This window comes from Microbacterium sp. S1037, from assembly GCF_048381605.1.
GTDB lineage: Bacteria > Actinomycetota > Actinomycetes > Actinomycetales > Microbacteriaceae > Microbacterium > Microbacterium testaceum_B.
The window spans coordinates 240,126-253,802 of record NZ_JBLWIG010000002.1; the positions used below are offsets into that span (position 1 = coordinate 240,126).

General features: G+C 67.7%; 10 protein-coding genes. 6 read left to right on the top strand and 4 right to left on the bottom strand.

Translation table 11 applies throughout. From position 1 onward, the window contains the following. Positions 1 to 83: 83 nt before the first annotated feature. Positions 84 to 1,052, bottom strand: a complete 969-nt coding sequence (locus tag ACMW4R_RS11850) for a hypothetical protein (RefSeq protein WP_418300016.1) — start codon at positions 1,050 to 1,052, stop codon at positions 84 to 86. A 302-nt stretch (positions 1,053 to 1,354) separates the two neighbouring features. Between ACMW4R_RS11850 and ACMW4R_RS11855 the strand changes: the two genes are divergently transcribed. Then, the gene (locus tag ACMW4R_RS11855; protein WP_153001307.1) at positions 1,355 to 3,067 is read left to right on the top strand and encodes an ABC transporter substrate-binding protein; all 1,713 of its coding nucleotides are present in this window, start codon (positions 1,355 to 1,357) and stop codon (positions 3,065 to 3,067) included. A gap of 39 nt (positions 3,068 to 3,106) precedes the next feature. Here ACMW4R_RS11855 and ACMW4R_RS11860 read toward each other — a convergent pair whose 3' ends face one another. Then, positions 3,107 to 3,940 carry a CPBP family intramembrane glutamic endopeptidase gene (locus tag ACMW4R_RS11860; protein WP_058613493.1) on the bottom strand — a complete coding sequence of 278 codons (834 nt, stop codon included), beginning with the start codon at positions 3,938 to 3,940 and terminating at the stop codon, positions 3,107 to 3,109. A gap of 163 nt (positions 3,941 to 4,103) precedes the next feature. Here ACMW4R_RS11860 and ACMW4R_RS11865 point away from each other — a divergent pair, with 163 nt between their 5' ends. The 3 genes from ACMW4R_RS11865 (at position 4,104) to ACMW4R_RS11875 (ending at position 8,675) form a co-directional block, all read left to right on the top strand. Next, the gene (locus ACMW4R_RS11865) at positions 4,104 to 5,897 is read left to right on the top strand and encodes an ABC transporter family substrate-binding protein (RefSeq protein WP_058626290.1); all 1,794 of its coding nucleotides are present in this window, start codon (positions 4,104 to 4,106) and stop codon (positions 5,895 to 5,897) included. Positions 5,898 to 6,049: 152 nt separating this feature from the next. Beyond that, complete coding sequence (locus tag ACMW4R_RS11870) at positions 6,050 to 7,594, top strand: ABC transporter permease (RefSeq protein ID WP_058597989.1); 1,545 nt, start codon at positions 6,050 to 6,052, stop codon at positions 7,592 to 7,594. Positions 7,595 to 7,625: 31 nt separating this feature from the next. Next, complete coding sequence (locus ACMW4R_RS11875; protein WP_058597990.1) at positions 7,626 to 8,675, top strand: ABC transporter permease; 1,050 nt, start codon at positions 7,626 to 7,628, stop codon at positions 8,673 to 8,675. 20 nt (positions 8,676 to 8,695) lie between these two features. On the opposite strand, the gene ACMW4R_RS11880 is transcribed toward ACMW4R_RS11875, so the two are convergent. After that, on the bottom strand, positions 8,696 to 9,298 hold the full coding sequence (locus ACMW4R_RS11880) for a PH domain-containing protein (protein ID WP_058597991.1): 603 nt from the start codon (positions 9,296 to 9,298) through the stop codon (positions 8,696 to 8,698). Between the two features lie 62 nt (positions 9,299 to 9,360). Here ACMW4R_RS11880 and ACMW4R_RS11885 point away from each other — a divergent pair, with 62 nt between their 5' ends. Then, on the top strand, positions 9,361 to 11,115 hold the full coding sequence (locus ACMW4R_RS11885) for an ABC transporter ATP-binding protein (RefSeq protein ID WP_058597992.1): 1,755 nt from the start codon (positions 9,361 to 9,363) through the stop codon (positions 11,113 to 11,115). 135 nt (positions 11,116 to 11,250) lie between these two features. Next, positions 11,251 to 13,164, top strand: a complete 1,914-nt coding sequence (gene typA, locus ACMW4R_RS11890) for a translational GTPase TypA (protein WP_058597994.1) — start codon at positions 11,251 to 11,253, stop codon at positions 13,162 to 13,164. 143 nt (positions 13,165 to 13,307) lie between these two features. On the opposite strand, the gene ACMW4R_RS11895 is transcribed toward typA, so the two are convergent. Continuing rightward, positions 13,308 to 13,670 carry a DUF2200 domain-containing protein gene (locus ACMW4R_RS11895; protein ID WP_058626292.1) on the bottom strand — a complete coding sequence of 121 codons (363 nt, stop codon included), beginning with the start codon at positions 13,668 to 13,670 and terminating at the stop codon, positions 13,308 to 13,310. Between the last annotated feature and the right edge of the window lie 7 nt (positions 13,671 to 13,677).

Below are 13,677 nucleotides of genomic sequence, written 5' to 3' on the forward strand. Positions count from 1 at the left end.
GAGACTGCATTCAGCTGACAAACCCACTGCGCGCTGCAATGGGTTTGTCAGCTGTGTGCAGTTTCGGCCTTAGATTGCTCAGCTCACGGAGGCTCGGAGCCTTCGGGTCGAGCGCGGAGCGTGGTGCGGAGCGTGGCGAGACGCGCAAGGTCGGGTGGGTGATCCGGAGAAAGACCGACGGACATCAACAGGGCTCGCAACGCATCGCCGTCGGTGAGGTCATCCCAGCCCCAGTGGACGACAGCCCGGGCTCCGCGACGCAGAAGACGGCGATCGCGGTCCTCTCTTGCCCTGAGCGCGGCGGCCGGGTCCCCGAATCGACCGTCGTACTTGATTCGACCGTCTGCCTCCCCCGCGACTCGTCGCGCCGACCACCACATGTCCGCGCGATCACCGCCGGCTCCGTCGGCGCCGATCCACTGTTGAAGTTCGGGCGGCGGAAATCCCCACCATTCGATCGCCGCGCGGCTCAGAGACTCGAAGGCTGACTCGGCTCGCCCGTCCGCTCGGCTCAGCGCCCATCGCGCCGCCCGTCGACCTCGCGCGGACATCCTCTCCTCATTCAGCGTCACCAGGGAGAGCGAGTCGATCGTCCGATCCGCACCGACTGCTGCGTCCGCCGCGACGAGGCCGATGCCGGGATGCCGGTGGCGTGCGATGTCGACGCATGTGTCCGCGCGCGAGGTCAGGCGTATGCCGTGAATCTCTTCGATGATGCGATCGGCATGCGCGCTCGTATGCACCTGCACCCCACCCGAGTGTCGCGAAGTCGCTGTATCCGGAGCAAGGATGTGGACAGGATGACCAGCCCCCACCGTCGGCAGTCCCCACAGCAGCGCGGCTGACTCCAGACACAGGACATCGTCCGGTGCTACCAGGAGGTGCGCGTGGACTCGCGCCAGATCTCGTTCCCACCCTGCGAGCGACTCCCACTCGACACGTGGTGCGTAGACGCCTCGGCCAACCGACACGATCTCGCCACGCCGCACGCTGCGCGTCGAGTGGGTCAGCGCGGACGGCCGGAGGAGGGGGAGAGGGGAGATCGTCGGCATCCGCATCATTCGCCCACCTTTGCCGACAGCACCCGAGCGCGCGTCGTGACTGAGCTCTTCGGTGGTCAAACCCCGAACTCGCCCTGCTGTGCAGGACGAGCGGGCCTTCGCGAGACTGCATTCAGCTGACTTCTCCACTGCAGACTGCAATGGAGAAGTCAGCTGAATGCAGTCTCGGAGCACGGGGCGCCGAAAGCGACGCGCAAGGGCAAGCAGGACCGCCGCGGGCGCGCACAGGCAATCGCACAGCACGGGTTGGGTAAGGTTCCCCTGTGCACCCTGGCCAGTCTCACGCTCCTCGATTGACCACACGTTCCCGGAGTCTGCTGCGCGCCGCCGCGCTCATCGTGACCGCGACGATCGGACTCTCCGCGTGCTCCGCGCCCGAACCGGCCCCCGAGCCCGAGAAGCCGGTACGCACCAGCCTCACGGTCGGTGTCGTCGGTGCGCTCACGAGCTTCAACGCCGCCACCGCGCAGGGGGCGACGCCCGCCAACCGAGCGGTCTCGTCGCTGCTGGACGAGCGACTCGGCTCTCTCGACGGAGACCTGCAGGTCGTCCCGAACAACGGGATGGGCCGCATCACGCGCGTCGAGGGCGATCCGCTCACGGTCAGCTACGAGCTCTTCCCCGACCGCACATGGTCGGACGGCACCGCGGTCAGCCTCGACGACCTTCTCTTCGGCTGGGCGGTCTCGTCGCACTTCTTCGACGACGCGACCTACGACGCTCAGGGGCAGGTGGTCTCGGGTACGCGATACTTCCAGACCGCCACTGCCGCCGACCCGAACGCACGGACCGAGCGTCCGACGCTGAACCGGGCGAAGGACACCCTGACGCTCGTCTACGACGAGCCCTTCGCCGACTGGAACCGTCAGTGGATGCTGGATCGGCCCGTTCACGTGATCGCCGAGAAGGCCGGGGTCACCGTCCAGCAGCTGATCACGGCCATCTTGACGACGCCCGAGGGCGACCCTTCCGCGCCCGTGGCGCCCAACCCCGTCCTCGCCGCCGCAGCCGCCGCCTGGAACACGGGCTTCGACGCGCCAGCAGGAGGGGTGCCCGACGCCGCCTCGGCGGTCGCCGCGGGGCCGTGGAAGGTCTCCGGCGTGACGGCGGACGCCCTCACCCTGGAGCGACGCGATGACTACCAGGGCGCCCACTACCCGGGTCTGACTGGGCTCACGGTCCGGTTCTTCCCCGACCGCGCAACGCAGCTGGCAGCGATGACGGCGGGCGAGATCGACATCGCCAACGTCGGCGACCTCGACGCGGAGCAGCTCGAGGCCCTGACCGACGCGGGGGTGCAGGTCACCACCGGTCCCACCACTCAGACGCTTCAGCTGCGCTTCGCCGACGGCACGCCCGCGGATCTGCGGCAGGCCGTCTCTCTCTCGCTCGACCGCGACGCGCTCGTCAAGGAGCTCCTTCAGGAGGTCCGCCCCGAGGCCCGGCCCCTGCAGTCGTTCCTCTCTTCTCCGGCGACGGGGCAGCTTTACACCGACCTCACCTCGGGCAACAACGCTCCGGGAACATCGGCGGATCCGGATGCCGCGCGCTCTGCGCTCGAGGACCGTGCCGCCGTGCTGCGCGTCGCGTACGACAGCACCGACGATCTGTCGAGCGCGGTCTTCACGAAGCTGGTGACGATGGGCGCGAAGGCGGGGATCGCCGTCCGCGCGGCCACGGCCGAGGAAGAACCCGACGCCACGCTGTCGTGGGTGGGGGAGGACGAGAGCCTCTATCGCTCCGCGCGCGACCGTCTGGCCGAGGGCGTGGACGGTCCGGATGCCCAGCGCACCTTCCGCAAGCTCACCACCGACACGGACCCCGTCGACGTGCTCGCCGGTGCGAAGGAGATCGATCGCGCCCTGTTCTCGGCCTATGCGGGCGTTCCGCTCTTCGAGCGCACCGGCGCTGTCGCCGTGGGCAAGGGAGTACAAGGCGTCGAGTACACCTCGGAGCCCGAGGGCGTGCCCCCGTCCTTCTGGACGTGGTCCGTCACGACTCCCTGATTCGGCGTCCCGGATGCCGTGCCCCGAGCGCTGCTCGGGTCAGGGCGTGCCGCTGGGCGTCGGTGTCGGACTCGGCGTCGGGGTGAAGATCCCGGGCCACCAGGCGGCCGCCAGGGGGTAGCCGACGAAGGCGACGATGTCGATGACCGTGTGGGCGATCACCAAGGGCATGACACGGCCCCAACGGCGGTAGCACCAGCCGAACACCAGGCCCATCACGACGTTTCCGAGCGCCGAGGGCCATCCCTGATACAGGTGGTAGCTACCGCGCAGGAGAGCGGTCGACACGATGACCCACGTCCACGACCACCCGAGTCGGCGGAGGCGATCGAACAGGTAGCCGAGGAAGATCACCTCCTCCGTCAGCCCGGCTCGCAGCGCGGCGAGGATCAGCAGACCGATCACCCACCACGATGAATCGAGCGGCGCCGGAATGACGGCGATGCTCTGCCCGAGCGCCCGCCCCGCCGCGTAGACGCCGATGCCGGGTGCTCCGATGACCGCGACGAGAAGCAGTCCCCGGGCCGCGTCGCCCCCGAAGCGCCGGAAGTCGAGACCGATGCGGCGCAGCGCGCTCAGGCCCGGCTCCCAGAGGAGGTACACGACCAGCGCGACGAGAGCGAGCGAGAAGAAGATGTCGAGGAACTGGTAGATCGCGTCCCACAGCGGCTCGGCGCTGCGGGAGGGGTTCAGCTGCGTCTGCTGCTGCGAGATCGGTGCGCGCGTCGCTGCCCGGATGAAGGACACGACGGAGTAGATCGCCGACTGTCCGACCGACACCAGGAGCACGAGCGCGATTTCCCACGGCAATCTTCGGCGGCGGAAAGTGTCTTGTTCGATCCCGGGTTCGTAAAAGGCCGAGGCGCGGATCATGTTGTCAGATTGCCACATTCAACCGCTTCCGAATTAAAGGTATGTAACGGTTTCCCCAGGAGTTTTGACCAACGCAGAGCGTTTACTTATCGTTTCCGTATCCACGGCTCCCCCTGCTGACGTCTGTTGCGCGGGGAATCGCCAACCTTGCACTGGAGGCAAAGTGTCTGAAAAGACTCGGCGCGCACGCGCCCTGACGGTGGGAGCTGGTGTCGCCGTTGCGGCGCTCGCCCTCGCCGGCTGCACCACGACGGCAGCACCCGAAGGCGGATCCTCCGCCTCCGGCGGCACCATCACGATCGCCACGACGAACGCGTTCACCTCGTTCAACGGCGACACCCCCGAGGCCAACCTCGACACCAACGGCATGGTGGGCTACCTCACCGGTGTCAGCGGCGGTCTGGGCCTCGGTGGCTTCCAGCGCCTCGACAAGGACTTCAGCGTCCTCGACAACACCGACTTCGGCACGTACGAGAAGGTGTCGGACGACCCGCTGACGGTGAAGTACACCATCAACGAGGGCCTGACCTGGTCGGACGGCCAGCCCATCAACGCCGATGACATGCTCGTCAACTGGGCCATCAACTCGGGCTACTACGACGACGCGAAGCTCGACGAGAGCGGCGCCGTGACTAACGGTGGCACGCAGTACTTCACCCTCGCCGGCAGCACCGCGGGCCTCGACACCACCGCGTTCCCCGAGATCAGCGACGACAACATGTCGATGACGCTGACCTACTCGGAGCCCTTCGTGGACTGGGAGCTCGTCAACCCGATCGGCAAGCCGGCCCACGTGCTCGCCGAGAAGGCCGGTGTCTCCGAGGAAGACTTCATCAAGCTCCTCAAGGACACCCCCAAGGGCAACCCGGAGGCGCCCGTCGCCCCCAATGCGACGCTCAAGGCCGCGGCCGACTTCTGGAACACGGGTTACGACGTCACGGCCATGCCGACCGACGCCAGCCTCCTGGTCGCGAGCGGTCCGTTCATCGTGACCGACTTCACCCCTGAGCAGAGCATCACGCTGGGCAAGAACCCCAACTACAAGGGCAAGATGTCGCCCTCGTACGACCAGCTGATCATCCGCTTCATCGGTGACGCCAACGCGCAGGTCACCGCCCTTCAGAACGGCGAGGTCCAGGCCATCCAGCCGCAGCCCTCCGCCGACACGCTCACCGCGCTCGAGAACGCCAACGCGAAGGTCCACGCCGGCAGCCAGCTGTCGTACGACCACGTCGACCTGAGCTTCGGCGGCGTGTTCGCCGACGCCAACGTCCGCGAGGCGTTCCTGAAGACCATCCCGCGTCAGCAGATCCTCGACTCGATCATCAAGCCGATCAACCCGGATGCCGAGGTCCTGAACTCGCAGATCTTCCTGCCCACGGACGGCGACAAGTACACCACCGCGGTCGCCGCGAGCGGGTACGACAAGTTCACCGAGCCCGACATCGAGGGCGCCAAGGCGCTGCTGAACGGTGCGACCCCGACGGTCCGCATCCTCTACAACACCAACAACCCCAACCGTGTCGACAGCTTCCGCGCCATTCAGCAGTCGGCGCAGCAGGCGGGCTTCAACATCGTCGACGCCGGTTCGCCCGACTGGAGCAAGCTCCTCGGCAGCGGCAGCTACGACGTGTCGATCTTCGGCTGGATCTCGCCCGGTGCCGGTAACGCGGCTCTCCCGCAGATCTTCAAGACCGGCGGCGGCGGAAACTACAACAACTACAGCAACGCCACCGTCGACACTCTCGTCGACGAGAGCCAGGTGACCACCGACACCACCAAGCTCGACGACATCAAGGTGAAGATCGACGCCGAAACGGCCAAGGACTACTACGGTCTGCCGCTGTTCCAGCTCCCCGGTCTCTTCGCCGACAACGGTTCCATCCAGGGCGTCGACTACTTCGGCGGCCAGACGGGCATCGTGTGGAACGCGCAGGAGTGGACGCTGGCGGGTTGATAACCCGTTGATCCCTCGCGAGGCGCCGGAGTCGCCCGACTCCGGCGCCTCGTTTCGCGTGTGCGCGTGCGCCGAACCCGGACCGCTCGCGACTATCCTTTCCTGGGCACCTACAGGTGCCTTTCCACCCGATCGAAAGAAGTCCTCCCGCGATGGTCGGATTCATCCTCAGGCGCATCGCCGTCTCGATCCTGGTTCTGCTCGCAGCATCGTTCATCATGTACGTGCTGGCCGCCAACTCCGGCGACCCCCTGCAGGACCTGCGCGACAGCTCCGCCGCCAACCGTGACCAGCTCATCGCCGCCCGTGTCGCGGCGCTCGACCTGAACGTCCCGGTGCCCCTGCGTTACTTCCTCTGGCTCGGCGGTGCCGCCGGCTGCCTCGTTCCATTCACCGGTGCCTGCAACCTCGGCCTCACCGTCTCGAACGCGGCCGTCCTCGACATCCTCCCGACCGCCATCGGCTCGACTCTCCAGCTCGTGACGGCGTCGTTCGTGCTGGCCATCGTGCTCGGCATCGTGGTCGGCGTGGTCTCGGCCCTGCGCCAGTACAGCGGATTCGACTTCGGCATCACGCTGCTCAGCTTCTTCCTCTTCTCGCTGCCGTCGTTCCTCGTCGCCGTCCTCCTCAAGGAGTTCATGGCGCTCGGGTTCAACAGCTTCCTCGAGTCGGCCACGTCCATCCCGATCTGGCTGATCGTCCTGCTGGCCGTGATCACCGCCATCATCTGGCAGGCCATGATCGGCGGCGACGTCCGTCGTCGCGTGATCGTCGCTGCGGTCTCGGGTCTCGCGACCATCGCCCTGCTGGTGTACTTCAACGTCACCGACTGGTTCCGCAACCCGGGTCTCGGGCCCGTCGGTCTCCTCCTGCTGATCGCCGGGATCGTGGTGATCACGACCGCTCTGATCGCGGGTCTGCAGAACCGCCGCGCTCTCATCGTCGCCGCGCTGAACGGCGCGATCGCGTACGCGTGCTACTACGCGCTGCAGGGACTCTTCGACATCTCGACGTTCAACACGATCATCATCCTGGGCGTCGTCGCGGTCGCCGTCGGTGTGATCTCGGGCTACGTCCTGGGTGCGCCCGATCGGGGTATGGCCGCGCGCATCGGCGCCCTGGTGGCCTTCCTCTCCGGCGCCCTCGTCGTTCTCGACCGCTACATGCAGTCGTGGCCGCAGTACGTCAACAACCCCCGCATCAACGGGCGTCCGATCGCGACGGTCGGTGCGAGCACACCGGGGTTCACCGGTGACATGTGGATCACCGGCATCGACACGTTCACCCACCTCCTGCTGCCGACGGTGTCGTTGCTGCTCATCTCCTTCGCGGGATACACGCGGTACGCGCGCGCCGGCATGCTCGAAGTGATGAACCAGGACTACATCCGCACGGCGCGTGCGAAGGGCCTCCCCGAGCGCACCGTCATCCTGCGCCACGGACTGCGCAACATGCTGATCCCGATCGTGACCCTCGTCGCGACCGACATCGGTGCGCTCCTGGGTGGTGCCGTCATCACGGAGCGGGTCTTCGCGATCTCGGGAATGGGGGCGCTGTTCGTCACGTCCATCCAGCGCGTCGACGTCAACCCGGTGATGGGCTACTTCATCGTCATCGCGATCACCGCGATCGTCTTCAACTTCCTGGCTGATCTCGCCTACGCCACGCTCGACCCGCGCGTGCGAGTGGTCGCATGATCGCCGTCATCCGAATCCCGGAGGTCCTCCGATGACCCAGATGCTTCCCGAGCCGGCCAACGTCGACGCTCCGCCGCCCGCGGACGAGCGCAACACGGTCGGGGTGAGCCAGGGACGGCTCATCCTCCGGCGCTTCCTCTCCAACAAGGTCGCCGTCGTGTCCGGCATCCTGTTCATCCTCGTCGCCGTCTTCTCGGTCTCGGCGATCGGTGTCGGCCCGATCCCCGGGTGGTGGAAGTACGACTACACCACCCTCAACCCGCAGAACGACGGCGGGGCACCGACGCTGTCGATCTGGCCCTTCGCGGTCGGCGAGCACCCGTTCGGTCAGGACCGCATCGGCATCGACTACTTCGCGATGACGATGCGCGGCATCCAGAACTCGATCCTCGTGATGATCGTGATCAGCTTCGTGGGCACGGCCGTCGGTACCGTCATCGGTGCTCTCGCCGGGTACTACCGCGGCTGGGTGGACTCGGTCCTCATGCGCATCACCGACGTGTTCATCGTCATCCCGATCATCGTGATCGGTGCCGTCGTCGGTCGCGCGACCGGTGGTCTCGGCGTGATCCCGCTGGCCTTCTTCCTCGCGATGATCTCGTGGACCACGATCGCGCGCCTCGTCCGCGCCGAGTTCCTGTCGCTCCGCGAGCGTGAGTTCGTCGAGGCGGCTCGCGTTGCGGGGGCGAGTGATGCGCGCATCATCTTCAAGCACATCCTGCCGAACGCCATCGGCGTGGTCATCGTCGCGGCGACGCTGCTGGCGGCATCCGCGATCCTTCTCGAGACGGCCCTGAGCTACCTGCAGCTCGGTGTGCGTCCGCCGGACGTGTCGCTCGGTCTGATCATCTCCGACAACCAGTCGGCGTTCCAGACCCGCCCGTGGCTCTTCTGGTGGCCCGCTGTCTTCATCGTGCTGCTCGCGGTCCTCGTGAACTTCGTCGGTGACGGTCTGCGCGACGCCTTCGACCCGCGTCAGAAGCGCTTCTCGCTGCGCCGCACGAAGGAGCAGCCGGCGTCGTCGACGACGGCCCCGGCGAGCACGCAGGCGCGGGTGCACCCGGAGACGCCGTCGTCATGACGACCGTCTCTCGGCGGGTGTCAGGCCAGTGCGACGGCCAGCACCATTCCGGCGACACCCGCGATCAGCAGCAGCAGGTTGTCGACGCGCGGGCTGACCGCCACGGGAACCGACTCGGCGATGCCGGCCTCCACACGGCCGGCATCGCGGAGGGCATGCCAGCGCGAGCGAACGAGTTCGGCCGCGTTACCGGAGTCCGTCCCGGGCAGCTCGCCCGGCCGGGTGTTCGGTGCCGTCACACCCTCGCTACGCCGGTGGGCGCGCATCGCGCGCAGCGATCCGGTCGCGCCCGGGGCCGGTGCGGCGGTGACACCGATGCGTCGTCCCGGAGTGTGCAACTGCAGGGCGTAGCGGGTGTCGACGTGGATGAGCGCAGCCCACGGCACGCGGTATCGCAGGGCGATGTTGTCGACCTGCACGGCCTCGTCGTCGACGGAGATCGAGGGCGACCAGAGCACGGCGGTCACGACGGCCGCCGCGCCGAGGCCTCCGACGATCACGAGCGCGGGCGCGTCCGAGGCGCCGGGCACCACCAGCAGCCCGATCGCGACCACGGCGATGATCGCCCACGCGATGACGCACAGGATGCGTGTGAACGTCGAACGGAACGTCTGGCGTGGCATCCTCCGATTCTTTCATTTTCCGATCACTCACTCCCGCTGAGCGGGACCGAGAGGACAGTCTCATGAGCACGACCGAGACGGCGGGCGTCCCCGCCCTCCAGATGACCGACCTCAGCGTCGACTTCGCGGTCGACGACGTCTGGGTTCCGGCCGCGAAGAACCTCAACTACTCGATCGCGCGCGGTCAGGTGGTCGCCGTCGTCGGCGAGTCGGGTTCGGGAAAGAGCGTGAGCTCGATGGCCGTGCTCGACCTGCTTCCCAAGAACAGCCGGGTCACCGGAAGCATCAAGGTGAACGGTCGCGAGATCACCGACCTGTCGGGTCGACAGATGCGTGAGCTGCGCGGTCCCGAGGTCGCCGCCATCTTCCAGGAGCCGATGACGGCGCTCAACCCGGTGCTGACCGTGGGGTCGCAGATCATCGAGGCTCTGCGCGCGCACACCCCCATCGCTCCGTCCGCGGCCAAGGCCCGTGCTCTCGAGCTGCTGGGCATGGTCGGCCTGCCCGACCCGGCCAAGGCGTTCGCGTCGTACCCGCACCAGCTCTCGGGTGGTCAGCGCCAGCGCGCGATGATCGCGCAGTCGATCAGCCTCGAGCCCGCCCTGCTCATCGCCGACGAGCCGACGACCGCGCTCGACGTCACGGTCCAGGCCGAGATCCTCGACCTCATCCGCGACCTGCGTGACCGCCTCGACTCGGCCGTGCTGCTCATCACCCACGACATGGGCGTCGTCGCCGACCTCGCCGACTGGATCGTCGTGATGAAGTCGGGCGAGATCGTCGAGCAGGGTCCTGCCGCGGTCGTGCTCGGCGACCCGCAGGACGACTACACGAAGGAACTGCTCGCGTCGGTCCCGCGCCTCGGCGAGACGCTCGAGGGCGAGGCGACGGTCGACATCGTCGAGGCCCTCGCCGCCGCGGTGGCCGAAGGTCCCGCGCACACCGAGGAGATCTCGCTCGCCGCCGCGGCGCCTGTCATCGCCCACCCCGTGCTCGAGCTCGAGCACGTGTCGATCGAGTACGGCAAGAAGGGCCGTGTCGCCGCGTTCCGCGCGGTCGACGACGTGACCCTCGGGATCGCCGAGGGCGAGATCGTCGGTCTGGTCGGCGAGTCGGGCTCGGGGAAGTCGACGATCGGTCGTGCCGCGATCGGGCTGCAGCCGATCGCCGACGGCCGTCTCGTGGTCGACGGCGTCGACATCTCGAGCGGCTCTCGCAAGCTCATCAAGTCGCTGCGTCGTCGCGTCGGCATCGTGTTCCAGGACCCGTCGTCGTCGCTGAACCCGCGCCTCCCGATCGGCGAGTCGATCGGCGAACCGCTCTTCCTCGCCGGTGAGGCGAAGGGCGCCGAGCTCGACGCCCGCGTCGAGAAGCTCCTCGACGAGGTGCGTCTTCCGCGCAGCTACCGCAACCGCTACCCGCACGAACTGTCCGGTGGTCAGAAGCAGCGCGTCGGCATCGCGCGCGCCCTGTCGCTTCAGCCGCGCCTCCTCGTCGCCGATGAGCCCACGAGCGCCCTCGACGTGTCGGTGCAGGCGCGCGTGCTCGAGCTGCTCAGCGAACTGCAGAAGGAGCACCGTTTCGCGTGCCTCTTCATCAGCCACGACCTCGCCGTGGTCGACGCGATGGCCGATCGGATCGTCGTGCTCAACCGCGGAAAGATCGCGGAGCAGGGCACGCGTGACGAGATCCTGCGTGCTCCGAAGGAGCCGTACACGCAGCGTCTCATCGCGGCGATCCCGGTGCCCGACGTCGAGGTCCAGGCTGCTCGTCGCGAACTGCGTCACGAGCTGCTGAAGGACACGCCGGCATCCTGATGCGTATGCGGTCAGGGCGGGATTCCTCCGGGAGTTCCGCCCTTTCTGCTGGCTGCCAGGGAAAGTTGCGGCCGCCCGGTAGGATGGGAGGGCTCAATTCTGGGCGACACCCCGAAATCTTCCTGGAGACCCTCCATGGCGCACGCCCTTCGTCCTGACCTCCGTAACGTCGCGATCGTCGCGCACGTCGACCACGGCAAGACGACTCTCGTCGACGCCATGCTCCGCCAGACCGGCTCGTTCGGCGAGCACGCGCACGTCGAAGAGCGCGCGATGGACTCGAACGACCTCGAGCGCGAGAAGGGCATCACGATCCTCGCCAAGAACACGGCGATCGAGTACAACGGCATCCACACCGACGTGCCCGTCACGATCAACGTGATCGACACCCCGGGTCACGCCGACTTCGGTGGCGAGGTCGAGCGTGGCCTGTCGATGGTCGACGGCGTCGTGCTGCTCGTCGACGCGTCCGAGGGCCCGCTGCCCCAGACCCGCTTCGTGCTGCGCAAGGCGCTCGAGGCCAAGCTCCCCGTCATCCTGCTGGTCAACAAGACCGACCGCCCCGACGCGCGCATCGCCGAGGTCGAAGAGGAGGCGCACGACCTGCTTCTGGGTCTGGCGTCCGACCTCGTCGACGACGTGCCCGACCTCGACGTCGACGCGCTGCTCGACGTGCCGGTGGTCTACGCCTCGGGTCGTGCGGGCGCCGCGTCGCTCAACCGCCCCGACAACGGCGCGTTGCCCGACAACGACGACCTCGAGCCGCTGTTCGCCGCGATCCTCGAGCACGTTCCCGCCCCGGCCTACGACGACGAGGCGCCGCTGCAGGCGTGGGTGACGAACCTGGACTCCAGCCCGTTCCTCGGTCGCCTCGCGCTGCTGCGCGTCTTCAACGGCACGCTCAAGAAGGGCCAGACGGTCGCCTGGGTGCGCTCCGACGGCACCACGAGCAACGCTCGCGTGACCGAGCTGCTGAAGACCCGCGCGCTCGAGCGCTTCCCCGCCGAGTCCGCCGGCCCCGGCGACATCGTCGCCATCGCCGGTTTCCCCGACATCACCATCGGCGAGACCATCGCCGACCCCGAGGACGTGCGTCCGCTGCCGGCCATCACGGTCGACGACCCCGCCATCTCGATGACGATCGGCACGAACACCTCGCCCCTGATGGGCAAGGTCAAGGGGCACAAGCTCACCGCCCGCATGGTCAAGGACCGCCTCGACCGCGAGCTCATCGGTAACGTCTCGCTCAAGGTCGTCGACATCGGACGCCCGGATGCCTGGGAGGTCCAGGGTCGCGGCGAGCTCGCCCTCGCGATCCTCGTCGAGAACATGCGCCGCGAGGGCTTCGAGCTCACCGTCGGAAAGCCCCAGGTGGTCACCAAGCGCGGCGAAGACGGGAAGCTCAAGGAGCCCTTCGAGCACCTCACGATCGACGCCCCAGAAGAGCACCTCGGCGCGATCACGCAGCTCATGGCCGCCCGCAAGGGCCGCATGGACAACATGACCAACCACGGCACCGGCTGGGTGCGTATGGAGTTCGTCGTCCCCTCGCGCGGTCTCATCGGCTTCCGTAGCGAGTTCCTGACGATCACGCGCGGCACCGGCATCGCCAACGCCATCTCGCACGGCTACGACGACTGGGCCGGTTCGATCACGACCCGTCAGAACGGCTCGATCGTGGCCGACCGCATGGGTGTCGTCACCCCGTTCGCCATGATCGCCCTGCAGGAGCGCATGAGCTTCTTCGTGCAGCCCACCGAAGAGGTCTACGAGGGCATGGTCATCGGCGAGAACTCGCGCGCCGACGACATGGACGTCAACATCACGAAGGAGAAGAAGCTCACGAACATGCGTTCGTCGACCTCGGACTCCTTCGAATCGATGACGCCCCCGCGCGTGCTCACGCTCGAGGAGTCGCTCGAGTTCGCGCGCGACGACGAATGCGTCGAGGTCACGCCCGAGAAGGTGCGCATCCGCAAGGTCGTGCTCGACGCGACCGAGCGTGGTCGCGCCGCCTCGCGTCTGAAGCGTCAGGATGCCAACGCCTGAGCGTTGATCCCGAGAACGGCCCCATCGAGTTCAGGCTCGGTGGGGCCGTCCTGTTTCGCGACGTAGGGGTCTGAGCCTGTCGAAGCCACCGGTCCCTTCGACGGGCTCAGGGTCCTCCCTCGCGAGCGGCGGGCGAGGCGGCCTCAGCCGGCGGGGGTGGGCGCCGGCTCCCGGAGCACCTTCGAGAGCGGACGTCCCTTCGCCAACTCGTCGACGAGCTTGTCGAGGAGGCGGATGCGGTACATCAACGGGTCGTCGATCTGCTCGACGCGGATGCCGCAGACGACCCCCGTGACCTGATCCGCCCGCGGGTTGAGCGTCGCCTCGTCGAAGAATTCGCGGAGAGTCGTGGTGCCTTTGGCGTGCCGGGTGACCGCGGCCTCGTCGAATCCGGTGAGCCAGCGGATCACGGCATCCAGTTCGTCCCTCGTCCGCCCCTTGCGCTCGACCTTCGTCACGTACAGCGGGTAGACGGAGGAGAAGGTCATGTCGAAGACGCGGGACATGCCCCGC